General features: G+C 55.4%; 19 protein-coding genes. 7 read left to right on the forward strand and 12 right to left on the reverse strand.

The annotated features are described in order from the left end of the window. Positions 1–238 precede the first annotated feature (238 nt). Entirely contained in the window at positions 239–1,612 is a 1,374-nt protein-coding gene (locus tag ABIE02_RS14500; RefSeq protein WP_032614082.1) for a PTS transporter subunit EIIC, read from the reverse strand. A gap of 275 nt (positions 1,613–1,887) precedes the next feature. On the opposite strand from ABIE02_RS14500, the gene ABIE02_RS14505 reads away from it, so the two are divergent. Further along, positions 1,888–3,087: an enolase C-terminal domain-like protein gene (locus ABIE02_RS14505; protein ID WP_032614084.1), complete on the forward strand. Its 1,200-nt coding sequence runs from the start codon at positions 1,888–1,890 to the stop codon at positions 3,085–3,087. On the opposite strand, the gene ABIE02_RS14510 is transcribed toward ABIE02_RS14505, so the two are convergent. Together ABIE02_RS14510 and ABIE02_RS14515 are read right to left on the reverse strand one after the other, a co-directional pair. Continuing rightward, positions 3,075–3,794, reverse strand: coding sequence for a GntR family transcriptional regulator (locus tag ABIE02_RS14510; protein ID WP_032614086.1), 720 nt, complete (start codon positions 3,792–3,794; stop codon positions 3,075–3,077). The genes ABIE02_RS14505 and ABIE02_RS14510 overlap by 13 nt on opposite strands. 35 nt (positions 3,795–3,829) lie before the next feature. Then, on the reverse strand, positions 3,830–4,669 hold the full coding sequence (locus ABIE02_RS14515; RefSeq protein ID WP_419720661.1) for an alpha/beta hydrolase: 840 nt from the start codon (positions 4,667–4,669) through the stop codon (positions 3,830–3,832). A gap of 190 nt (positions 4,670–4,859) precedes the next feature. Between ABIE02_RS14515 and ABIE02_RS14520 the strand changes: the two genes are divergently transcribed. Beyond that, entirely contained in the window at positions 4,860–7,763 is a 2,904-nt protein-coding gene (locus ABIE02_RS14520; protein WP_336994992.1) for an autotransporter domain-containing protein, read from the forward strand. A gap of 118 nt (positions 7,764–7,881) precedes the next feature. Continuing rightward, entirely contained in the window at positions 7,882–8,529 is a 648-nt protein-coding gene (locus ABIE02_RS14525) for a DUF2238 domain-containing protein (protein ID WP_077226762.1), read from the forward strand. Between the two features lie 79 nt (positions 8,530–8,608). Here ABIE02_RS14525 and ABIE02_RS14530 read toward each other — a convergent pair whose 3' ends face one another. The 6 genes from ABIE02_RS14530 to ABIE02_RS14555 all read right to left on the reverse strand — a co-directional run bounded on the left by ABIE02_RS14530 (position 8,609) and on the right by ABIE02_RS14555 (position 15,511). Next, positions 8,609–9,757, reverse strand: coding sequence for an acyltransferase family protein (locus tag ABIE02_RS14530; RefSeq protein ID WP_163604255.1), 1,149 nt, complete (start codon positions 9,755–9,757; stop codon positions 8,609–8,611). A 356-nt stretch (positions 9,758–10,113) separates the two neighbouring features. Continuing rightward, positions 10,114–11,091, reverse strand: coding sequence for an ABC transporter ATP-binding protein (locus ABIE02_RS14535; protein ID WP_336994991.1), 978 nt, complete (start codon positions 11,089–11,091; stop codon positions 10,114–10,116). Then, a complete protein-coding gene (locus tag ABIE02_RS14540) occupies positions 11,088–12,065 on the reverse strand; it encodes an ABC transporter ATP-binding protein (protein ID WP_077226759.1) in 978 nt (325 codons plus the stop codon). The genes ABIE02_RS14535 and ABIE02_RS14540 overlap by 4 nt, the downstream gene beginning before the upstream one ends. After that, complete coding sequence (locus ABIE02_RS14545; protein ID WP_032614097.1) at positions 12,058–12,903, reverse strand: ABC transporter permease; 846 nt, start codon at positions 12,901–12,903, stop codon at positions 12,058–12,060. The genes ABIE02_RS14540 and ABIE02_RS14545 overlap by 8 nt, the downstream gene beginning before the upstream one ends. Before the next feature lie 6 nt (positions 12,904–12,909). Then, positions 12,910–13,863, reverse strand: a complete 954-nt coding sequence (locus ABIE02_RS14550; protein ID WP_336994990.1) for an ABC transporter permease — start codon at positions 13,861–13,863, stop codon at positions 12,910–12,912. Positions 13,864–13,921: 58 nt separating this feature from the next. Next, positions 13,922–15,511, reverse strand: coding sequence for an ABC transporter substrate-binding protein (locus tag ABIE02_RS14555; protein WP_336994989.1), 1,590 nt, complete (start codon positions 15,509–15,511; stop codon positions 13,922–13,924). Positions 15,512–15,768: 257 nt separating this feature from the next. Between ABIE02_RS14555 and yghU the strand changes: the two genes are divergently transcribed. Next, positions 15,769–16,638, forward strand: a complete 870-nt coding sequence (gene yghU / locus ABIE02_RS14560; RefSeq protein WP_336994988.1) for a glutathione-dependent disulfide-bond oxidoreductase — start codon at positions 15,769–15,771, stop codon at positions 16,636–16,638. A 77-nt stretch (positions 16,639–16,715) separates the two neighbouring features. Here yghU and ABIE02_RS14565 read toward each other — a convergent pair whose 3' ends face one another. Next, positions 16,716–17,414, reverse strand: a complete 699-nt coding sequence (locus ABIE02_RS14565) for a molybdate ABC transporter substrate-binding protein (RefSeq protein WP_336994987.1) — start codon at positions 17,412–17,414, stop codon at positions 16,716–16,718. Then, the gene (locus ABIE02_RS14570) at positions 17,414–18,466 is read right to left on the reverse strand and encodes an ABC transporter substrate-binding protein (RefSeq protein WP_336994986.1); all 1,053 of its coding nucleotides are present in this window, start codon (positions 18,464–18,466) and stop codon (positions 17,414–17,416) included. The genes ABIE02_RS14565 and ABIE02_RS14570 overlap by 1 nt, the downstream gene beginning before the upstream one ends. Positions 18,467–18,632: 166 nt before the next feature. On the opposite strand from ABIE02_RS14570, the gene ABIE02_RS14575 reads away from it, so the two are divergent. Both ABIE02_RS14575 and fucR read left to right on the forward strand, forming a co-directional pair. Continuing rightward, positions 18,633–19,616 (forward strand): sensor domain-containing diguanylate cyclase, encoded by a 984-nt coding sequence (locus tag ABIE02_RS14575; protein WP_032614143.1) that lies wholly within the window; start codon positions 18,633–18,635, stop codon positions 19,614–19,616. Beyond that, on the forward strand, positions 19,613–20,329 hold the full coding sequence (gene fucR / locus ABIE02_RS14580; protein WP_285126336.1) for an L-fucose operon activator: 717 nt from the start codon (positions 19,613–19,615) through the stop codon (positions 20,327–20,329). The genes ABIE02_RS14575 and fucR overlap by 4 nt, the downstream gene beginning before the upstream one ends. On the opposite strand, the gene ABIE02_RS14585 is transcribed toward fucR, so the two are convergent. Continuing rightward, positions 20,326–21,873: a methyl-accepting chemotaxis protein gene (locus tag ABIE02_RS14585; RefSeq protein ID WP_117386435.1), complete on the reverse strand. Its 1,548-nt coding sequence runs from the start codon at positions 21,871–21,873 to the stop codon at positions 20,326–20,328. The two genes, fucR and ABIE02_RS14585, sit on opposite strands and share 4 nt — an antisense overlap. 516 nt (positions 21,874–22,389) lie before the next feature. Between ABIE02_RS14585 and ABIE02_RS14590 the strand changes: the two genes are divergently transcribed. Continuing rightward, positions 22,390–24,972: an autotransporter outer membrane beta-barrel domain-containing protein gene (locus tag ABIE02_RS14590; protein ID WP_280713513.1), complete on the forward strand. Its 2,583-nt coding sequence runs from the start codon at positions 22,390–22,392 to the stop codon at positions 24,970–24,972. Positions 24,973–24,979: the final 7 nt, after the last annotated feature.

A 24,979-nucleotide genomic window follows, 5' to 3' on the forward strand; every position in this document is an offset into this window, starting at 1 on the left:
ATTATTTCACGCTTTTCTCTTCAACCGGCCCGGCTGTTTGTGTGAAGTGATTCACATCTGCCGTGTCGATGGAGGCGCATTATAGGGAGTTCTCTTCAGGCCGCAACCCTTAAATGACAGAAAAATGACTGACTGCTGCATTCCCCAGCAAAACCCCGCCTTATACGCATTTGCCCACAGAGTTATCCACAAACACACTCAGATTCCCTGCGACATACACGCTAAGACGGGGCCAGAATCACTCTGCGACTTGCTCTTTCCTCACCAGAATGGTGGTTAAGGTAAAGGAAAGCACCAATGAGATCGCCACCCCTGCCAGAGCAAAGACAAAATACGGGCCTATATAAGCAGGCAAACTGAAGATGCTCGACAGAATGTAGCCATAGAGACGCACACCGAAGAAGGCAATAAAGGCTGAAGCCAGGGAGCTGGCCACCGTCGCGGCGATGAACGCTTTCTTGTAACGCGTCAGAACACCAAAGAGTGCCGGCTCGGTAATGCCCAGCAGCGCAGAGATGCCTGCCGATAGCGTAACGGTTCTTTCCTGACGGTCCCGGCTCAGACGCCAGATAGCAAATGTCGCCCCCGCAATCGCCATATTGGCCATAAACATCATCGGCATCAGCATGTCGTAGCCGCGGTCGCTAAAGTTTTGCAGAGCAATCGGCGTCATCGCATGGTGCATCCCGGTCAGGATCGCCACCGGGCGGATGGCACCAACGATAAGCCCGGCAAAGCTGGCCGACACGCTAAACAGCCCCTCTATAAAGAAGGCGAGTCCTTTACCGAGCCAAATTCCAATCGGGCCGATTACCACCAGCGCCGCCAGCGCACCTATAAAGAGGGTAAGCGTGGGCGTGAACACCGTTTTCAGAACATCCGGCATGATGCTGTCTACCCAGCGATGGATATAGCTCAATGCCAGCACGGAGAAGATCACCGGTATGACGCTCGAGGCATAGTTAAAGACGGAGACCGGGATCGCATTCATTAACCAGAGGGCACTAACCGCCCCCTCCTGATGGGTCGCCAGGGCTTTCGCTGCTTCTATTAAAGAAGGGTACATCAGACAGGCGGCCACTGCCGCGGCGAGATACTCGTTGGTCTTAAAGATCTTCGCCGCCGACACAGCAAGAAAGAACGGCAGGAAATAGAAGACGCCGCTGGCGATCAGGTCGATAACCATGACGGTGTCGCTTTTCGCCGAAACCACCTTCAGCGCGATCAGCCCGGCCAGCAATCCTTTGATCATCCCGGCACCGGCAATAGCCGGAACAATCGGGCCAAACACCCCCGAGACGGTATCCATAAAGAGGGACACCAGGCTTTTACGCCCCTTTGTCGCCGTCGGCGCTTTCTCATTCCCCTGCCCGAGCACATTAAGCATTTGCTCGTACCAGCTGTTTACCTTTGGCCCAATAATCACCTGAAACTGATCGCTCTGGAGCTGCGCGCCGAGTACGCCAGGCAGATTTTTGATTGCGGTCTGGTCAACCTTATTATCGTCGATTAAATCAAACCGTAGCCGCGTCATACAGTGCCAGACTTTATTAATATTCCCCTGGCCGCCTACCAGACGAATAATATTATTGATGGCTTCTTGCGTCCCCATAAAGACTCCTGCCGGTATGGTTGTTGTTTTAGTGATGCCACGAGAATAGATAAACCATCCAGACAAAACAAACCAATAAAAGTTGATGTCGCTCACATTTAACCACTACCAGAGCCATAAAACCGCTATCAATCCAAAATTGGTATGGTTTTTAATTAAAATACATTCAAATAACTGACCAAAATAAATATTAAAAAAAACGGTTTACCTGTAAACATTTTTAGGGCGATGATATTCCTGTTCCGTATTTCCACAGCGCAGCAAAGGAGTTTTTCGTGACGCCTGTGATTATCAATAATATCGAGTGTTTTATTACCCGGCCGGACCGACATAACCTGGTGACTGTCCGGGTAACTACCGGGCAAGGGCTGGTAGGACACGGTTGTGCCACCTTTCAGCAACGCCCGCTGGCGGTTAAAACGCTCGTGGATGAATACCTCAAACCGCTGCTGGTAGGCCGGGATGCCAGTAACATCGAAGATCTGTGGCAAATGATGAACGTTAACGCCTACTGGCGTAACGGCCCGGCGATGAATAATGCCATCTCCGGCGTGGATATGGCCCTGTGGGATATTAAAGGGCAGCTGGCTGGCATGCCGCTGTATCAGTTGCTGGGCGGTAAATCCCGCGATGCGATCCCGGCTTACAGCCACGCCAGCGGCGAAACGCTGGAGGAGCTTTTTACCTCCGTCGATCAACTGGTGGCGCAAGGCTATCGCCACATCCGCTGCCAGCTTGGTTTTTACGGCGGCACGCCATCGGCATTGCATGCCCCCGAGAACCCGACCCCGGGTGCGTGGTTCGATCAGCATGAATATATGCGTAATACCGTGGAAATGTTCCGCGCCCTGCGCGAAAAATATGGCTGGAAGCTCCATTTCTTACATGACGTCCACGAACGTTTATTCCCGCAGCAGGCCGTACAGCTGGCAAAACAACTGGAGCCTTACCAGCCCTACTTTATCGAAGATATTTTGCCGCCACAGCAGAGCGCCTGGCTGGAACAGGTTCGCCAGCAGAGCTGCGTGCCGCTGGCAATGGGTGAGTTATTCAATAACCCAGCTGAATGGCACGATCTTATCGTGAATCGCCGCATCGACTTTATTCGCTGCCACATCTCGCAGATCGGCGGTATCACACCCGCGCTGAAGCTGGCGCACCTGTGTCAGGCTTTCGGCGTACGTCTCGCCTGGCATGGCCCCGGTGATATGACCCCCATCGGCGTGGCGGTGAATACGCATCTGAACATTCACCTGCATAATGCGGCTATTCAGGAATTTATCCCGCGCTCCGCCACTACCGACAGCGTGTTCCCTGGCGCGCCAGAGGTGAAGGACGGGTTTATCTATCCCCCAACAGCGCCCGGCATCGGCACAGGCTTTAATGAAGAGCTGGCTCTCGCGCACCCGGTGGTCTATCGCCCACACGAGTGGACGCAAAGCCGCCTGCCGGACGGCACCCTTCATACGCCCTGATTTTGTCGCCAGGCTAAATTATCGCGGTTATACGGGCTGACCCAGGTGCAGGTGTAGTTGATATCAATAATATCGCTCACTTCGAAGACCCGGCCTCCCTCCAGTATCCCGCGATTATTAATATGCATTGCCGGGCTGCCTTTTTTGCAGCCCAGAATGACTGCCTGTTCACGACTGACGCTGACCGCCCGGTAGGTCGTCAGCATATGTGAAATGATCAACCCTTTGCTAAGTACGTACTGCTGGATGGAACGCTCAATCGCCTGCTGATTAAGGTCCGGGAAATCTGCAACCGGCATGCTGGACACTTCCAGCTGTACAGGCTGGTCATCGACGTAGCGCAACCGGCAAAAGTGCCAGATAAAACTCTCTTCATCGATGCCGAAGATTTGCTGCGCCACGCGATCGGGCCTCTTCTTATGCAGGCTAATCATCCGGTAGCGCATCTGATCGAATCGTTTTTCAGTGATCGAGTTGTAAATCAGCGGGTTATTACGCGCATGCTCGTTGATCCAGATCCCCGATCCCTGCACGATCCGCACCACGCCAATACTGACCAATTTTTCCAGCGCCTGGCGGATAGTAAAACGCGAGACACCATACTCTTCAGCCAGCTGTCTTTCAGGGGGAAGCTTACGTGGCCCCGCCGTGGTGTCCTGGTAGATTTTGCTCAGCAGATCCTGGGTGACAAACTCTTTCTTTTTCATTGTTTGGTCCTGACGTCATTCACGTTGTTCACACCTCAGCACTCCGGCACTCCCTGTGCCAGTAATCCCGGCCAGACTGCCCCCCAATCCGAACCATGCTCCATTCCGCTGACCACTTCCGTTTGCACGCACTTCCCCCCCACTGCCTGTTGAAAACGTCGGGCGACAGCAGGCGGCACGGTGGTGTCGGCCCCGCCACTGTAATGTATCTGCGGCAGGGCGCGAAGCGCGGGAGCACGATCGATTGCATTCTCAGCCGTGGGCATCGGCGTGACATGGTGAATGGCATTCACATACGCCACATCGAGATTGCCTGCCACCGTGCGCAGAGAACGCACATCGCTCCGGCGTTCCGCCAGCAGCGCAGCAATATTGCCGCCCCCGGAGTAACCCACCAAATCGAGCTGTACCCCAGGATAGCGCAGCACTATCTGGTTGAGCGCCTCGCTCATTGCATCAATCACCACGGGGGAGAAGCGGTCCTGCGTCCAGATATTTACGCGGCAGTTATCCGGTAAGGGCGGCCCAATGAACTGGCAGGGCCGGGCAAGATAAAACACATTTGCCTGCTTATCTGCCGCAGCCAGCTTCAGGCCCGTGGGATTACGCGGCGTCGGATTATCGGACGGGGTTGTGCGGCTCTTCCAGGCAAAGCCATCTCCTTCGATGTAAACCCGCAGGGAGTGAACCGGCGGCGTGATTCGATGCCATGTCACAATCGGGAAAAGCTCTGTGTCAAATTTCTCACTGGTAAGACCACTATCGCTGGCTATTTTTTGCGCAGAGATGTACGGATCGACGGAAATACACCCTGCCAACAATAAAGATAAATTAATCAATACCGTTCCCTGCAAAAAGTGAGGATATATCCTCATACCGCCACCAGCCTTAACGCAAATTACTCACATGACAATTTATTGAGAATAAATTCAAGCGGAAATAATTAAGCACTGCTTATTGTTTTCGGCAATGAAATGTATATTCTGCGCCCGAAGATATCGGATTAATCCGAAGAAATCACCGCTGCATTTTGCAAAAACATCGCAACTTTAATGATGGTACACCATGGAAAAGAAACGTCTTAGCCAGCTTATCTCTCTGCTGGTGGCATCAACGACCGCGCACGCCTACGCGACATCTCCAGAATTAATTATCAGTGCCCCGACCAGCAATGTGCAGATCGCTGACGCCAAAGAGTTAGTGCATATCACTCAGGCGGGAAGTGTCACTGGTGCCCCGGGTTCAGCATTAGACGTTAATTCGGGCGTGAGTGTCACCACGCTAACCAATGATGGTTCCATCACCGACGTGATTAATACCCCCTTGTTCTTAAGCAGCCATGTGGTGCAGATTGATGGGACAGTAGGTGAGCTTAACAATAACGGAACCATTGCCAGCCTTAATCAGTACCAGAATGGCAGAGTGGTTGCGGTAGGTGAATCAGGTGTAATTAACACCTTCACCAACAGTGGCACCATTAAGGGTGTTCAAAACGTCTATAACTACTACGACTCAAATTCCAATAATAACGGCACGATAGACAATGCCGGGACCATTACTACTTTACTGAATACCACCGAAGGTAAAATCTTCGGTACTCGCGCCATCAGTAACCAGGGAACCATTGATAACCTGACCAATGCCGGTCTGATCGCTTTTACCCCATCCGAAAATAATATTTACTCGGGTCAAAACAGCGCCATTTTCAATAATGGGACGATCGGCACGTTGCACAACACCGGTACGATTGACGGTGGGACTTCTGATGATTACGACCGTTCCGGGATATATAATAAGGGCACCATTAATACCCTCATCAACGATAATAAGATTAATGGCAGCTTCACCGGTATCTATAGTAACGGCGGCATTAGCGAGATCGTTAATAACGGTGAGATATCAGGCAAGTCGAATGGTATGTATCTCTGGAATTATTACAACCAGAGCGCAGCGGTGCACATTGTCAACAATGGCCAGTTAACCGGCAGTGATTTTGCGCTGCTTGTCGGCAGTAATAACAGCGATGGCGCGACCCTGACCAACACTGGCGATATTGCCGGTAATATTTTCGCCTTGAATGGGACACCATTAATCATTAACGGTGGCACCACTACCACGGGCACGCTGGCCGGTATCGACGGCGCGACAGGCACCCTTATCGGCTCAGATATCATCTTTGGCTCCGGCTCCCTGCTCCTGAACGATAATATCGTGACCAGCATGCCTGAATACGGCCTGATGTCACTGCAGATGAGCGATGAAAGTCCTGCATCAAACGGCACCGTGGTGAACGAAGCGGCTTCCCTGCAGGTGAACAACAGCATCAATATCGCCGGTGATTACCATCAGAAAGCAGCCGCAACGCTGATTTCCGGTGTCTCCGATCTGACGGATGCCCGCGGCGATCTGCTTGCCGATACTGGCTATGGCCGTCTCAACGTTAGCGGCAATGCCATTGTCGATGCAGGTTCCAGCATTAAACTGCTGCGCACCGGCAGCACTTACCAGTTTGCTGAAGGCCAGCGTTATGTGGTGATCAATGCCACCGGCGCAGAAACCGACTACCACGCCGATCGGCTGAATTATAAAGCCCTCGGCTACCGGGGTACGGTCAATGGATCTGTTTATGACGCTACTGATAGCAAGGCCCTGGTATTAACCCTGGGCGCAGAGCCGGTCGTTATCGCGCCGGTAGAACCTCAGCCTGAGCCAACGCCAGAGGTTACGCCGCCGGTAGTGACAGAACCCGACGTCACCACCCCGATCGTTACGGTGCCAACACCGCCGACGCCGCCAGCGGAACCGACTCCGGCTCAACCGACTAAACGTGGCTATGCCACTATCCCGAGCGCCACGGCAGCACTCGGCGGGCTGGCGCGCTACTCCGGTATCGCCTCCCCGCAGCTGTTAGATCTCTACAACGCCTCTCTGGCGATTGAAGGTAAACAGGAAGCAAACCGCGCAGGCGAGCGTCTGTCCACCAGCCAGAATCTCAACACCAGCGCCGCAGCCACCGTGGCGACGTCCACCGCGCAGGCAGTGGTGGGTGCTCACATTGATGCCGTGCGTAACCCGCAAGCCTCCGGCGTCAGCGGCGTGGCGACCGGTGATGACTACGCCAACAACTGGATCGTCTGGGGTCAGCCGTTCGGTGGTTATGCCCGCCAGGACAGCACCGACAACGTTAGCGGTTACACCGCGAAATTTGGCGGCCTGATCATCGGTGCCGATCGCGCGCTGGGTGATGACTGGCGTCTGGGCGCTGCCCTGAACTACAGCAACACCTCCGTACACGGGAAAGACAACCTGAGCGGCAACAACTCCACCGCCGATAACTACGGGGTGATTGGTTACGCGGGTTACACCGGCAATCCGTGGTACCTGAACCTCTCTGCGGGTCTCAACCGTCAGAACTACAGCTCGGTGCGTCGCGCTGATTTCACCGGCTTCTCCGGCGCCGCCCACGGCAAGTTCAACGGCCAGTCCATCACCCTGCAAAGCGAGCTTGGCTATCCAATCACTCTGCCGACTGACGTGGTGCTGACCCCGCTGGCGGGCCTGACCTATGGCTATCAGCATGTGGATGGTTACAGCGAAACTGGCGGCAACGGCATGGCGCTGGATGTTAGCAGCACCCACTCGCAGTCTGTGATGAGCGACATCGGCGCCCGCATCGAGAAGACCTTCGCCACCGGCATGGGTAACCTGACGCCGTTCGCCCAGGTCTCCTGGATCCACCAGTACGATAACCGTCAGGTCAGCAGCCATGCGACCTACGCCGCCGATGCCATCGGTGAAACCAGCTTTATCACCAAAGGCGCTTCTCCAGTAGAAGATATGGCAGGCGTGGCCGTAGGCACGACCCTGTATAACGCCAACGATCTGAGCCTCGACGCACGTTATGACCTGCAGGCCGGCGACCGCTACCAGGCGCACACCTTCAGTCTGCGTTTACGCAAGTCGTTCTGATTGTTATCAATAATAACGGGGCCGTGAGTGGCCCCGTTTTTTTATGCTTCTTCGCCAAACATTGTGTTTTTCGCCGCGTCGGTCAATAGTGTCTGTTTTTACTCAACAGTTAACGCTCATGACGCAAACTGCACTCTCCTCTGGATTAAAGGTCGGCGCGCTGCTTCTGCTGCTGATCCTGATTTACACCGGTCTGTATACCTCGGACCGCATCACCTGGCTGATGGAGGTGACGCCGGTCATCATCATCGTGCCGCTGCTGCTCGCCACCCAACGGCGCTACCCGCTGACTCCCCTGCTCTACACGCTGATCTTCTGGCACGCCATTATTCTGATGGTGGGCGGAATGTACACCTACGCCAAAGTGCCCATCGGTTTTGATGTTCAGGAGATGTTCCACCTGAGCCGCAACCCGTATGACAAGCTGGGGCACTTTTTCCAGGGTCTGGTTCCTGCGCTGGCAGCCCGGGAGATCCTGGTGCGCGGCGGCTACGTCACTGGCCGCAAGATGACGGCTTTTCTGGTGTGCTGTATTGCGCTGGCGATAAGCGCCACTTACGAGCTGATCGAGTGGTGGGCGGCGCTGGCGATGGGCCAGGGCGCGGATGATTTCCTGGGGACGCAGGGCGATCCCTGGGATACGCAGTCCGATATGTTCTGCGCCCTGCTCGGTGCACTTACCACGGTGCTGGTGCTGGGACGCTGGCATCAGCGCCAGTTAACACACCTCAGAGCAGCCGATAAAAGAGGTACTGGCGATTATTGATGATAATGAACGCGGTATGTCTGCGTCATGCCTGGTGATTCAGGCATGACGTTTACCAATGCAGGTGGCTAGCGTTCTTTCAAATTGGCGATCGGGTCTCCGCTTTTTTTGCCGAACGCATCGAGAGCTGGATAAAAGGTTTCTCGATATATTTGTAAGTTGCTGCGGAGAGCAACAATATCGTGATAAACCCAACTGATGAGAAAATCATATAGATTTTAACATCCACACTCAGGCCAGAACTTTTCAGGGCATAATTCATGCAGTACCAGCCGATACCATGCAGAAGATAGATGCTATAACTGATCTCTCCAAGCCTGACAATAGCCCGGTGAGTTAATAAGCCAAACAAATCCGCGCCATTAACAATAAAAATAAACAATAACGTCAGAGCCGGGAGTGAATAAAGGCTATACGGGGTGTTGTAGAATAAGAAAGCCAACACGACACACACTACTGCGCTGAGATCGTAATGTAATTTCGTCATTGTGAACGAAGGAACGAACGCCCGCGCTAAAAATCCGCATGAAAAACAAGCCAGGAAGACACCGTATCCGGGATTTATTCCATGCACAACATATGCGGAAAGGAATAAACAGATTAACGCGCCGGTTAAGGGCATAGCTTTCTGTCTCAACAGGATCACTAATGGTAAACTGAAATACAATGCCCACTCCCAGAACAATGTCCAGGTCACGCCCGCATTAATCAGCGTCGCATCAGCCATTCCCAGCACGGCAGGCTTCACACCCGTTACGCCGCCATCAAACCAGAACAGGATAGTGTATCTAAAATCAGTAAAATCCAGGTTATGTCGTCTCGTATAAGCTGCGATTGCTACGCAGCATAACGATGAAACAATGAAGATCGGCACAATGCGCAGAACTCTTTTAAAATAAAAGAGATCCCAGCGTTCGGGCTTCATACCATAAAATAAATATCCAGAGAGAATAAAGAACATCATCACGGCTGCAGAGCCTATCCGAAGATTGAGAGGATAATCATTCAGATTTTCCAGAACCCAACCCTTACCCTCGAAATAAAAATAACTGAGGCCGTAATGGTGAAAAACCACAAATACGGAGAGAAAAAAGCGCAGGCCATCAAGGTTCTTTCTGCGGCTATCATTGTTAGCATCAATAAAACGAAAAAATTTACTACTGAAAATACAGCAAGATACAACAAGAATAGAAATCATCCACAGCAATAACGCACCTTGTTCAGGCATTTATTTTAACCCTCATTAATACTTACCAGAGAAGCATTCTTTTTTGCATCAGGAGCAATCAAGCATTGATGCAGGCTATCATTCAGGCGAGAGCTTACCACATCTGATTCGTTTCGATAGGCGTCGTGAATGCCGCTACCCCACGCAGCATCTGGTATTTAAAGGGTGTCAATATCCGCGCAATTGCCCATCGGATTGTCTCTTAATCCGTAAGTAGAGTCCGGTGCTGACTTATTCCATTATCATTTCGCTGGCAGCATCGAGTGACCGTAATTTTTTGCCATTAAACAGACGTCAGAAGTGCCCTTGCGCATATTCAGTGCCTGTAGGTGCGCCATCTGCTGCTCTTAATGCCCTCACACCTTAAACAACCAGCAGGCCGTGAAATGGCCTGGGGCGATCTCCTGCATCGCGGGCGCTTCGCGTCGGCATACCGGCATGACGTGCGGACAGCGGCTGCAAAACTTACAGCCCGGCAGCACGGAGGTCGGGCCGGGGATCTCCCCGCGCAGGGTAGCCTGCTCCAGATTGCGGATCCGCGGATCGGGCTGCGGCACCGAGGCTAACAAAGCCCGGGTATAGGGGTGCGCCGGATGCTGATACAGGGCGTTGGCAGGGGCCACTTCCATCAGCTTGCCGAGGTACATCACCCCGATACGGGTTGAGATATGGCGCACCATCGACAGATCGTGGGCGATAAACAGATAAGTCAGCCCCAGCTCCTGCTGCAGATCCTGAAGAATATTCACCACCTGCGCCTGCACCGAGACATCCAGCGCCGACAGCGGCTCGTCGCACAGCACAAACTCCGGGCGCACCGACAGCGCGCGGGCAATGCTGATGCGCTGGCGCTGGCCGCCACTGAACTCATGCGGAAAACGCTGAAGATGTTCCTGCTTAAGCCCGACTTTATAGAGCAGGGTTTCAGTACGCTCCCGCTGCTCCTCGCGGCTATAACCGTGGATCTGCATCGGCTCGGCCACCAGCTGCTGCACGGTCATTCCCGGATTCAGCGAGGAGTAAGGATCCTGAAAAATGGCCTGCATCCGCTTGCGCAGCGGCTTGAGCTGTTTTTCGCTGGCCTGGGCAATTGCCTGTCCGGCAAAATCAATCTCGCCGGAAGTGATATCAAACAGACGTAAAATGGCGCGCCCAAGGGTCGATTTCCCACAGCCGGACTCCCCCACCAGGCCAAAGGTCTCCCCCTGCTGAATCTCAAAGCTGACGCCATCCACCGCTTTGACTGCCACTCCTTTGCGCAGCAGACCGCCGTTAAGGGTAAAGTGTTTATGCAGGTCCCGCACGCTTACCAGCGGGGTATGTTGTTCGCTCATGCCTGCACCTCCTTATCGGCCAGAAGCCAGCAAGCTGCACGATGCCCGGGGTCCGTGATGTAAAACGCGGGCTGGCGCTCACACTGCGGCATTCGGTGTGGGCAGCGTTCAGCAAACGGGCAGCCCGGGGGCGGATTCAACAACCCTGGCGGCGAGCCTTCGATAGGCGACAGGCGATGGCTGGTCTGTTCCGGGTGCGGCAGGGATGCCAGCAGCCCCTGGGTATAGGGGTGCGCCGGGCGATAAAAGATATCCTCCACGCTCCCCTCTTCCATCACCAGCCCGCCGTACATCACCACCACCCGGCTGCACACCTGGGCCACCACGCCCAGATCGTGGGTGATCAGCAGGATGGCGGTATGGGTTTTCAGTTGCAGGCTTTTTAACAGCCGCAGGATCTGCGCCTGGATGGTGACGTCCAGCGCAGTGGTAGGTTCGTCGGCGATCAGCAGTTTGGGATCGCAGGAGAGCGCGATAGCAATCATCACCCGCTGGCGCATACCGCCGCTGAACTCGTGCGGGTACTGATCGTAACGGCGCTCTGCTTCGGCAATGCCCACCTTCTCCAGCATGGCGATGCTCGTCGCCCGTGCGGCTTTTTTGTTTAAGCCTTTATTGCGCATCAGGATCTCAGACATCTGTCTGCCGATAGTCACCACCGGATTGAGCGCGGTCATCGGATCCTGAAAAATCATCGCGATCTGGTTCCCGCGAATGGCGCGCATCTGCTTCGGGGTTTTCTGCGCCAGATCGTCATTGTCGAAACGGATCTGTCCCCCGGTGATACGCCCGTTGCTCCCCAGCAACTGGATGATTGACTTGCAGGTGACACTCTTCCCGCAGCCGGATTCGCCGACAATGCCAACCAGCTCTCCCGGCTGCACGTGAAAGCTCACCCCGCGCACCGCGTGGACATCGCCATCGCGGGTGCGGAAGGTGGTTTGCAGGTTGTCGAGTTCAAGTAAGTTATTCATCGCGGTTCGCTCCCGGCTCAAAGGCGGTGCGGAACACGTCGCCTAACACGTTAAAACTGAACACCGTCAGCAAAATCAAGATGCCGGGGAACATCGCCAGCCAGGAGGCTTCGCCGATATACGATTGGGCGTTATTAAGCATGCTGCCCCAGGACGCGGCGGGAGCCTGCACCCCGAGTCCAAGGAAACTGAGGGTCGACTCCATCAGAATGGCCGAAGCAATATTCAGCGTGGCGGCGACAATAATGGTCGGCAGTACGCCAGGGATGATATGGCGCAAGATAATCCGCAGCGGATGTTCCCCCGAGGCGCGGGCATAGAGCACATACTCGCGCTCTTTGACGGACAGCGTTTCGGCACGCACCAGTCGGGACATATTCATCCACGTCAGCAGGCTGATGATCATGATGATGTTATCCACGCCGGGCTTCAGGTAAGCATTAAGCACCAGCAGCAGGAAGAAGGCCGGGATCGCCATCAGGATATCCACCGCGCGCATCATCAGGTTATCCAGCCAGCCGCCGAAGTAGCCGCTCAACGTGCCGACCAGGGTGCCGATCAGCGTCGAAAAGAGCATCGCCAGACTGCCGACCATGAGCGAGATCTGGCCGCCGTAAAGCGCGCGGGTAAAGTAGTCGCGTCCGTATTCGTCGGTGCCGAACCAGTGGGCACCATCGGGCGGCAGCGTGCGCGCCCCCAGCGACATCTGATCCGGATCGTAAGGACTCAGCCCCGCGCACAGGGCGGCAACGACAAAAATAAAAAGTACAAACAGAGAGAACTGCGCCGGACGATTGCGGCGCAACTGGTGACGAACCTGTTGCCAGCGTCTGCTCATCCGGGGTTACCTCAGGGTACGTATGCGGGGATCGGCGAAGCGATAGAGCAGATCGGCGATCAGGTTACCGACGATCAGCATCAGCGACGAGAGCATGATGATCGCCATAATCAGCGGGTAGTCGAGGGAGGTGATCGACTGGATCCCCAGTAATCCCATGCCCGGCCACGAGAAGACGCTCTCGGTGACATAGGCCCCTACCACCAGCTCGCCAAACGACAGGCCAAACAGCGTGAACACTGGCAGCAGCACGTTTTTCAGTACATGCCGGAACAGGATACTGGAACGCGTGGCCCCGTAAGCCAGCTGGGTCTGCACGTAGTCCGCAGAGAGCTGCGAGAGGGTGTTGGATCGGATGTAGCGCATGTAGCTGGAGAGGTTATAGAAGGTCAGCGCAATGCAGGGCAGCACGCCGTGGCGCACCACATCCAGCCAGTTGTCCTCCATGCCAATGGTGCGCATCCCCATGCTGGGGAACCAGTTGAGCTGCACGGCAAAGACGGTGATCAGCAGAATGCCAAACCAGAAGATCGGCACCGAGATGCCAATATAAGCGAACAGGTTCAGAACATGATCCAGCCAGCGGTGCTTAAACGCGCCGGCCAGCAGCCCCAGCGGGATAGCGAGGATAATCGCCATCAGCAGCGAAGCCCCCATCAGGCCTAACGTGGCGGGAATACGCTCACCAATCATTACTAACACCGGGCGGTGATAGATCAGCGAATACCCCAGATCGCCCTGCACTATGTTTTTCAGCCACAGAAAATATTGCGTCACCAGCGGCTTATCCAGCCCCAGACTCTGGCGGATACGCTCAATATCCTCGGGTGCCATGCGCGGGGTGATGTAGGCCGCCACCGGATCGCCAGGGGCGAGTTTGACCAGCAAAAACGCCACCAGCGAGATAAAGAACAGCATCGGCACCAGTTGCAGCAGGCGACGCATCAGTAATGTGTTCACGACATGCCCTTACGACTTACCCCACACAAAGCCCCGATCGGTTGACCGGGGCGACAGCTTATTTTTGATAGATTTTTGACAGATCCTGGAACAGATAGACCGGCTTCGGTTCCGCCTCTTTGGTGCCGCCAAAGCGTTTATCTACCGCAACGGTGGCGTTGGTATAGGCAATCGGGTAGTACGTCATGTCGTTGGCCACGGTTTGCTGAATTTGCTTGTAGATATCAGCGCGTTTTCCGGTGTCGGTTTCTACCGCACCTTTATCCCACAGGGCATCGAACTGCGGGTTCTTATAGTGGGCATAGTTGTAGGCTTCATTGCTCATGAACAGCGATTTGTAACCATCCGGCTCGGCACCCATGATGTAGCCACCGAGGTTCAGCTCCCAGGCGGTGTTGTTCATGTCGAGGCTGCGCTGGGACATGGCGTTAGAGTCGAGCGGCATCAGCTCCACGTTCACCCCAATCCCCTTCAGCGCCTGCTGAATGTAGAGCGCCTGGCTCTCCTGGGTTTTGTTGGTGTTGACGTAGGCCAGACGTAGCTTGAGGTTTGCCGGTGCGCCGGAGGCCTTCAGCAGGTCTTTGGCTTTTTGCTGATCGAAGGTGTACTGCTCAACGTCATTGGTCTGATAGAGCGTATCCGGTGTCAGGAATGAGGCGGCCGGTTTGGCGTAATCCAGGGAGGTGAACGCGGTCTGGGTCAGCTCGTCTTTATTAATGGCGTAGGCAATGGCCTGGCGCAGTTCCTTACTCTTCATCACCGGCACATTCTGGTTGAAGGTCATGTAGGCCAGACGCCCTTCCGGGTAGACCACAAAGTCAAACTTGCCGGTGTTCTTCAGGCGCGACACATCCTGCGGATCGACCATTTTCAGGTTGATCTCGCCGTTTTGCAGCGCAAGGTTGGCGGAGTTGCTGTCTTTGGCGAAACGGTAGGTTACGGCGTCGAGCTTCGCTTTACCGTTCCAGTAGTCGTCAAAGCGGGTCAGAGCATAATACTGCCCGGCGCGGTACTCTTTAAATTTGAACGGCCCGGAACCGACCGGGGCATCGTTTTTGGTGCTCTTTTCCAGATCGGCTTCATTCGCGAAGACGTGCTGCGGGATCGGGTAGATCTGCACCAGGGTACCGGTGAAGGCGGCGCTCACCTGCGGCAGCGTGAACTTGACGGTGCGATCGTCCACCTTGCTCACCGCCACCGGCTTGCCGCCGTAGGTAAACATACTGCGGAAGAAACTGTGCTGTTTCTCCTCCAGCAGTTTATTGAAGGTGAAGACGACGTCGTCGGCGGTCAGCGGCTGGCCGTCCTGCCATTTCAGATTGGGTTTTAGGGTCAGGGTGTAGCTGAGGTTATCGGCAGAAGGCGTCAGGCTTTCGGCCAGACCCCATTCGATTTTGCCATCGTTAAAGCTGTAGAGCGGAGCATACAGCGCCTGCATGATCGTCAGGGTGGTTCGGTCGCTGGCATACAGCGGGTTAACCGCTAACGGATCGCCGGAGGTGATGCCGATAATCAGTGAGCCGCCCTCTTTTGGCGTATCGCTTTTGGCAGCCGGGGCCGACGCAGCGTCGTTATTTTTGGCATCATCACAGCCCGCGGCGACCAGGGCCAGCGCGACCAGAACAGCAGAAACGAATGGCTTACGCATATCTCACTAACTCCTTGCCTTGAAAGTTTTTTTAACTGCTCATTTTTATTTTTTACCGATATCTGTTTGCGCATCATATTCAGCTTTAGGCGCTTTCGCATTAACAATGAAAATGCGATTTTTGATTAAGCTTATAACGAATTTGATATATATAAGCGCAATGCGGAATAGCGCATAACCTTATGCGCTCAGTTCGTTAAACCGTTCACGGATCTCCTGCTAAACTGCCTCAACACATCCCAAAAAGGCAGATCAACATGTCCGACAACAACTACCAGCCAGCGAAAGTCTGGGAATGGAAGCAGAACCCCAACGGTGGCGCATTCGCCAGCATCAACCGTCCGATCTCGGGCGCTACCCATGACAAAGTGCTGCCAGTCGGTTCGCACCCGCTGCAGCTGTATTCTCTGGGCACGCCAAACGGCCAGAAGGTGACGATTCTGCTGGAAGAGTTACTGGCGCTGGGCGTGACCGGTGCGGAATATGACGCATGGCTGATCCGTATTGGTGAGGGGGATCAGTTCTCCAGCGGGTTTGTTGAGGTCAACCCGAACTCCAAAATTCCGGCCCTGCGCGACCACTCCACCACACCGCCAGCCCGCGTGTTTGAATCCGGCAATATCCTGCTTTATCTGGCGGAGAAATTCGGTCACTTCCTGCCAAAAGATCCGGCGGGCCGGGTAGAAACCCTGAACTGGCTGTTCTGGCTGCAAGGCGCCGCCCCGTTCCTCGGCGGCGGTTTTGGGCACTTCTATCACTATGCGCCGGTGAAAATTGAGTACGCGATTGATCGCTTCACAATGGAAGCCAAACGCCTGTTCGACGTGCTGGATAAACAGCTGGCGCGCGGTCGCTACGTGGCGGGGGAAGAGTACAGCATCGCGGATATCGCCATCTGGCCATGGTTTGGCAGCGTGGCGCTGGGCCAGGTCTATGGCGCGGCGGAGTTCCTGGATGCCGAAAGCTACAAGAACGTCCAGCGCTGGGCGAAGGATGTCGCCAGCCGTCCGGCGGTGAAGCGTGGGCGTATCGTCAACCGCACCAACGGCGAGTTGAACGAGCAGCTGCATGAGCGTCATGCGGCAAGCGATTTTGATACCAACACCGAAGACAAACGTCAGGGTTAATCTGTACGGCCTGATGCCCTCTCCCACCGGGAGAGGGTGCAAACACCTCTAACGGCAACCCTGTTGCCGTTTTGCATTTATCCTGTCGTACCTCCCGGCAAAAACCCCGCCTGGTGCAGGATCGCTTGTGCCGTATCTGACTGTAAAAACGCCATCAGCCGTTGCCCCTGCGGCGTTATTACCGCACAGGCATACTCCGCACGCGGATTAAAGTGCGCCGGGATGTCGATGACCGTCAACCCTGCTATCGCCCGCAATGCTGGCGCGTAGCTGGCGTATCCGATAAACACCTCCGCCTGTCCACCCTGGATAAGCCACTCTGCTGCCAGCCTGCCCGCCGGAACCGGCGCAGATCCCCGGCCTCCCACCAGGGCCATTGCCCGCTTCCTCACGGCCTCGCCAGCATTACCCATACGGGTAAACAGCGTCTGGGTGTAATCCCCGGACGGATCGGCTCCCGCCGTCGAGGTGGCAATGCGCAAGTCATCCCGGGTAAGTACAGAGAGCCAGTCGTCACTGTCGCGCAGCACATCACTGCGCACGGTCAGACAGAGTGTATTGCTCGCGAAAGACGCCACGGATTGCGCCAGCCCCATAGCGTGCAGCGCCTGCGGATGGGCAAGATTGGCCGAGGCGAAGAGATCGCAGGCCTCGCCCGATGCAATACGCTCCCGTAGCAGCCCTGCCGGGCCAAACTGGGTCTCAACCTGTTCCGGGAAATGAGCCATTAATTGCGGCCACACCCGCCGCAGGCTCCCTGCCGCCAGCACGCGCATCAGTCTTTCCCCTGCCAGGTGGTGCGATAGAAACGCTGATACCAGTCGTTGGCCAATTTGCGCATATCTATGTCTTTAAATTTCTCCGGATAGAGCTTTTTAGCCATCCACAGTTCGCCGATCCCCATCGCCTCCGGCATCGGGTAACCCCAGGCTTTGGCATAGTCTGGCATCAGGTAGACACGATGATTTTTCACCGCGTCAATGGTCTGCCACTGCGCGCCGGTCTTGATCTCGTTGACCACGGAAGGGTAGCGGTCCTGCACAAAAATCACCTGCGGGTTCCAGGCGATCACCTGCTCCATCGCCACGGTTTTGAAACCCTGAATGGTCGCCGCCGCCACGTTAACCGCCCCCGCATGGGCCATCATCAGCCCGGTATATTTACCGGAGCCGTAGGTAGTGAGTTCCGGGTTCGCCATGTAGGCGCGAACACGTTTTTCCGCCGGGAGAGTATTCAGGCGGTCGCTGACCCTCCGGCGGCCTTGATCGACGGCGTTAATCAGCGCCTTCGCTTCCGGCTGCTTGTTAACAATCTCGCCAATCAGCGCGATCCCTTCGCGCAGCCCGCGATCGTAAGCCTGCTCTTCATCGTTCATCGTAGGGTTCATTTTCGCTTTCTCACCCGCGGCATCGTGGCGCAGGGAGATAGCGACTACCGGAATACCCAGGCTGCTGATCTTGTCGATCATCTCCTGCGGCGCGTAGTTGGTGACAAACACCACCTGCGGTTTCAGGGCCACCAGCTTTTCCGGGTCAACGTGGGTGAGATCGCCCAGCATCGCTTTGTGGTTCAGTTCGGGAGCCAGACGCGCGTAGCCGTCGCCCAACTGCTGTTTCCAGTTTGCCATCACCCCCACGATCTTATCGGTGGCGTTCATTTGCACCAGTAAGTTCAGCGTCTGATGCTGAAGCACCACCACGCGGTCAACCTCATCGGGGAGAGTGACCTGACGGCCAATCTGGTCGGTGATCAGGCGGGAGGCCTGAGAAGAGAGGGGCAGTAAAGCCACTACGCCTAAGGTTAAGGCTTGCCAAAATTGCTGTTTCATCATGTTCTCGCATTCGTTATATATTTTATTATACAGCGATGCGGTTATGCCGTCGTGCCTCCTTTAGAGGTAAAAGCCCTAACGTAAATCCCTCTCTTTTTTCAACGGCATATTTACAACCATCCGGTAAACTGGCATGAATAATTTCTTTCTTCAGATTATTCGCATGTCAGAAAAGGCGCTGAAACAACAGATTCAGAATCTTAAAAAGCATAATGCCCGGCTTGCCAGGCTGGCGCGTGACGCCCGTAGCAAGCTCAGTGCGGCGCTCGACGGGACCGGTCTGTGTTTATGGCAACTCGATGTTCCGACCGGGAAGCTGATTATTTATAACCGCCGCTGGGGTTCCATGCTGGGCTATCAGCCTAAGGAGCTGAACGCACAGTTTGAGATCTGGCGTGAGCATCTGCACCCTGATGACAAGCAGAACGTGCTCGACGCGTTCTACGATCATCTGCACGGCAAAACCCCCTTCTACGAGGCGCTGCACCGGATGCAGCACAAAAACGGCACCGTCACCTGGGTGCTGGATCGTGGCCGCGTCACCGAATGGGATGAGCAAGGTAATCCCCTGAAGGTGACCGGTACGCACATCGATATGACCAAAGAGAAGCAGTACGAGGAGCAGCTTGCCCAACTGGCCAATCACGATCCGCTCACCGGTCTTGCCAACCGCCATGCGCTGCTTACCCACTTCGCGCAGCTAAAAGCCCAGGGGCCACTGTGCATTGCCTTTATCGATCTGGATGATTTTAAAACGGTGAATGACACCTTTGGCCACCGCAGCGGCGACGAGTTACTCATCCAGCTCAGCCAGCGTCTGCGCGACGCCTGCCCGCCGGGGGCGGTTGTCGGGCGTCTGGGCGGGGACGAGTTTGTGCTGCTGCTGCCCTTCCCGCTCGCCAGCCTGCTGGTGAACAGCACCGCGCACCACTGCCTGAACGCAGCCCTGACGCCGTTCGAATTGGATAATGGCCAGGCGAAGGTCGGAGCCTCGGTGGGGATTGATGAGGTGCAGGAGGAGGATGATTTCGTCAATGCGCTGCGCCGCGCCGATCGGTCGATGTACCAGATTAAACACACCGGCAAAAACGGTGTGGCGATTGGCCAGACGCTGCTCTCGGTCTCCCGCACCGGAACCTACCCATGAAAAGCACCCGTCACCAGGAACTGATCCGCCTGCTGGCCGCGTCGGACTGGCTGACGACGGACGCTCTTGCCGCTGAGCTTCGCGTCAGCAAAGAGACCATTCGCCGCGATCTGAAACAGCTTCAACAGCAGGGACGGATCGTGCGCCATCACGGGCGGGCGCGAGCGATCCACCCGGATCATCGCGACGGCGGCGAGCCATTTGGCGCGCGGCTGAAAAGCCATTACGCTGATAAAGCCGACATTGCCCGCCACGCCCTCGACTGGGTCAGCGAAGGGATGACCCTGGCTCTTGATGCCAGCTCAACCTGCTTTCACCTGGCGCGTCAGCTACCGGATATCGCCCTGACGGTGTTTACTAACAGCCTGCCCATCTGCCATGAAATGGCGAAGCGCGAACGCATCACCCTGATCTGCTCGGGCGGGACGCTGGAGCGCAAATATCGTTGCTATGTGAACCCGGCCCTGGTGACGCAGCTGAAAGCGCTGGAGATCGACCTGTTTATTTTTTCCTGTGAAGGGGTGGATGAGCAGGGTGTGATGTGGGATCCCACCCCGCACAGTGCCGGATTTAAGTCGCAGCTGCTGAGTCGTGCCAGCCAGTCCCTGCTGCTGATCGACAAAAGCAAATTCCAGCGTTCCAGCGAAGTGAAAATAGGTCACCTTTCGCAGGTGACCCAATTGATCAGCGACGTGCAGCCCGGCAGCCGCTAGCTTGCCAGGCGGAACTTCTGCACCGAGCGTTGCAGTTCTTCGGTCTGACGCTCCAGGGCAGAGGCCGCGGCTGACACCTGCTCCACCAGCGAGGCGTTCTGCTGGGTCACGCCGTCCATCTGGGTGATCGCCACCCCCACCTGCGAAATGCCTTTGCTCTGCTCTTCCGAGGCGGCGGCAATCTGCTTCATGATGGTGGTTACGCCGGTGATGTCGCGCAGCACGGCGTTCATGGTGGTGCCGGTATCGTTCACCAGTCTGGCCCCCTCCTCCACGCGGGACACGGAGTCGGTAATAAGCCCTTCGATCTCTTTTGCCGCACTGGCGCTGCGGCTGGCGAGATTACGGACCTCCCCCGCCACCACCGCAAAGCCACGCCCCTGCTCACCCGCGCGCGCCGCTTCGACTGCCGCGTTGAGGGCCAGAATATTGGTCTGGAAGGCGATGCTATTAATGACGCTGGTGATCTCCGCGATTTTCTTCGAGCTGACGGAGATGCCGGTCATGGTGTTGACCACGTTCTCCACCAATGCCCCGCCGCGGCTGGCGGTGAGAGACGCCACATCCGCCAGATCGCTTGCCTGACGGGCATTGTCTGCATTCAGCTTCACCGTGGCGGTGAGTTGCTCCATGCTGGCGGCGGTCTCTTCCAGCGCCGCTGCCTGCTCTTCGGTACGCGATGAGAGATCGTTGTTGCCGCTGGAAATTTCCGTAGCGCCACGCCAGATATTCTCGCTCCCGGCGCGAATGGTACTGACCGCTTCGCGCAGGCTGTCCTGCATCGCCGTCAGCAGCGGCACCAACTGGCCCACGCAGTTACGGCCAAAGGGAACAATCGGCTGGCTGAGATCGCCTTGGGCAATCTGACGAAAATGATGACGGATTTGATCCAGCGGTTTCACCAGCATCGCAACCAGGTAGCGATCGGCGAAGAGCAAGATCAGCAGGCCAATCAGGGTCGCGGTAATGATCACCGTGCGGGTGGAGCCGGTAAGGCCATCTACCGTCACGCGGGTGCTGTCGAGAATGCTGTCGGCAGCTTTATTGAACTGTCCGGCACTCTCACCAAAGGCGCGACTTAACGGCGGGGTGACGTTATTCGCCTGCTGGCGATAGCCGTCGAGATTGCCCTGCTGCGCGAACTGCATCTGAGGCTTTACGCCGTTCTCCAGCAGCGCCTGCCAGTTGGCGATCACCTTAGCGGAGATCTGCGCATCCATCGGCCCCGGCGACATGGCTTTCATCTCATCGAGCTTGTTGCTCATCGCCTCCAGCGCCTGCTGAACGGAAGTGAGATCTGCCGTACCGCCTGTTGCCTGCACGTCCATCGCCCGGCTCAGTCGAGTGACAAAGCGAAAGTATTGATCGTTACCCTGGCTGAGCACCGTCATCTGTTTGACCAGTTGCCGATCGACGTCATTGCCATCCGCCACGCGCGAGAGCGCCCAGGAGCTGTACAGCCCGACCGCCGCCCACATTAAACAGAAAATGCCCAGAATCGTCAGCATGACGAACCGGATCGTGAAATTACGAAACACTTGCATATTTATTTCCTTGCCATGAGGGAGAAATCGCCCGAAGGCGAGTCTTATCCTCGTTATCGGCAATAAAATGCGAAGCAATACCTTTTATCGGGTAATTTTATAAAACTTTTCATTTCTGTTTACCGGGTCGGAAAATGATAATCATGCTAAGGAAAATACCCCTCCGAATAACGTGTTATTAGATTTCATACAATTTACAAATGTAAATCACACTCTCCATTCATTACCCTCATAATCCCAAAGGATTATCATTACCTTTCTTCTTAACGAAGAGTTTTCCTGTTCCCCCCAGAAAAGTCTCACTTTTAGTACGTTAATAAAACTGCAACATTCACAGAATGGATGCATTTAAAAAAATCAATCATTTGCTTTTATTAAAATGGTCACTTAATCGCTTGATATAATTTCAAATTTCATTACATCCTTTTCGCCTAAGAAAGTTCTTGATTACGCATAACTGGTTTAAAAAGAGCGCACGTTGATCCGGTTATAAGAGATGAAGAAATGCGTATTTCAATGAAAAGAACCTTATTATCGCAGTGTGTATTACTGTCACTTGCATCCTTTGCTGCGCAGGCAGGCGAGACTCCGGCTACACCTTGCCAGAACGGTGACACCACCCAGACCTGCGGCCTGACAGAATATAAAGACGGCAGTTTCTATCAGGATCCTGGCGTCACTGATGCCGTGATGGCGAATGAAACGGCAACCAATATTTATATGGATGGCCACCGTGAAGCCGGCGATACGCAGACCTTAACCGTTACAGGCACTGACATGTCCGGTCATTATATTCAGGGGAGCAATGGTGGTACCGTGAATATTAACGTCACCGACAATGCTAAAGTGGATATGATCGAAGTCGGTTCTGCACTTCAGACCACCAACACCACGATCAACGTCAATGACGCCACGCTGAACGGCCAGAACAGCGACGGAACCTATCAGCGCAACAAAGATTATATGATGGGCGCCGCCATTTACCTCGATCCGCTGGATGAGGGATACCACAATGTGGATATCAGCAACGGCAGCGCACTGCATGGCAGTATTATCAGTGCCGGCCAGGGCACCCAAAACATCGCCATGAGCGATAGCCTCATGGATAATGGCGGTATCTACGTCGGCAGCGACAAATCAGATACCTCCCTTACCCTGACCAACGCTACCGTGGATGCGACCAACAGCCAGGTGGCGCAAAATCTCGATACCATCGTAGAAAAGCTGAGCCAGTACAAACCTTTCCAGAATATCAACGTCGATGCCTTTAGCGACCTGGCCGTGGCCATGTACGGTACCACTCAGGATACGCTGGCGCTGAATAACAGCACCGTGACCGGTGATATCGGTGTCATTAACGAAAAAGGCCAGACCAACCTGTCGTTCACCAATAACAGCGTTGTGAACGGCACTGTTACGCTGAGCGGTAACTCCACCAATACCCTTCTGGTGGATAACAGCACCATTAATGGCGATCTGAATGCCAGCCAGAACAGCGGCGATACCACCATCACGCTGCAAAACGGTGCCAACGTTGACGGCAATATTACGACCGGCGCAGGCAATGACACCGTGGTGCTGGTGAATGATTCCCACGTCACCGGCAATGTCACCGGCGGGGACGGCGACGATACCCTGTCGATGGATGCGGGCAGCTCTATTTCCGGTCAAATAAATCAGTTTGAAACCGTGAATACCACCAGCGACAACAGCATCACCCTCGACACCATTAACGATTCAACCACCTGGAGTCTGCAAAACGGCTCCACCCTGACCGCCGCCACTACCGGTAGCAATGCTGAAGTGAGCATGAGCACCGACAGCCGGGTCAACTTCGGCACGATCACGGGCTCCCGTAATGCCGTGGTGGTCAATAACATCACCTCTTCGGCGATCAATCAGCAAAATATCGTGCTGGGGTCCTTTACGACGACTACGGCAACTACCGCGCCGCAAACGGCCGCCAATGCGACCTTCAGCAACGGTCAGCAGGAGGTGGAAAACCGCAGCGCGGCCTACAACTACAACAATGACCTGAGCATTGTGCCCGCGGATACGGCGCCGCAGGGCATGCTCACCGCCGATAGCAGCCAGAACTGGAATATTGTCTTCAGCAGTTCACGCGGCTCCCTGGCCAGCGATGTCCAGGGATTAGTCGCCGGGCTGGATGCGGCCGAACAGGCGGGCCATCAGGTCACTGACGACATCACCAGCCACATGGATCGCCTGCACTTTGCTGGCATGACGGGTGAACAGCAGGAAGGGGCGCAGCTGTGGGGCGATTTCCTCTATCAGAACGGTAACTTCAGCAACGATGTGGATTACAAGAGCATCACTCAGGGCGCACAGGGCGGCGTTGACTGGACGGCGTACCTCGCGAACGGCGACAGTGTGACCGGCGGCGTGGCGCTGGCCTGGACCCGCAGCCGCGTTGAAGATACCGCCAGCGGCCCGGACAGCTTCAAGGACACCGTGTATGGTAACTACTACAGCCTGTACGGCGGCTGGCAGCAGGCGCTGAACGGTCGTCAGTGGGGACTGTTCGCCGACGGCAGCTTCAGCTATGGCGATATGCGCTACTCCCTCTCCGCCCATAACGTCACCGGCGACACCAGCGGAATGACCGAAGCGCTGCATGGCTCCACTGACGGTAGCCTGTATATGGCTCAGGCGCGTACCGGGGTGAACGTGCTGCTGCCGGGCGACACCTTACTGCAACCGTACGCCATCCTCGGCTGGGATCAGACCAAAGCGAACGGCTTCTCCGACAGAGAAGTGACTTTTGCTGACAGCCAGGTCTCCTCCTGGAACGGCGGCGCGGGTCTGCGTCTGACCACCACCCTGACCGATCTGAACAAAAACGTGCAGATCATGCCATGGCTGGATGTCCGCATGCAGAAAGAGTTCAGCGATGATACCGATATCCAGGCAGCGGATTATCACAACACCGAAGGTCATAACAACAGCATGGGAATGTTTGGTGCGGGCGTGAACGCCACTATCGCGCACAACTTCTCGGTGAATACCGGCATTTACTATGGCACAGGCGATGTCGATAACGACGCCAGTGTTCAGGCAGGTATGAGCTACAGCTTCTGATGACCAC

The organism is Leclercia sp. 1548 (genome assembly GCF_050435045.1).
GTDB classification, from domain to species: Bacteria; Pseudomonadota; Gammaproteobacteria; order Enterobacterales; family Enterobacteriaceae; genus Enterobacter; species Enterobacter adecarboxylatus.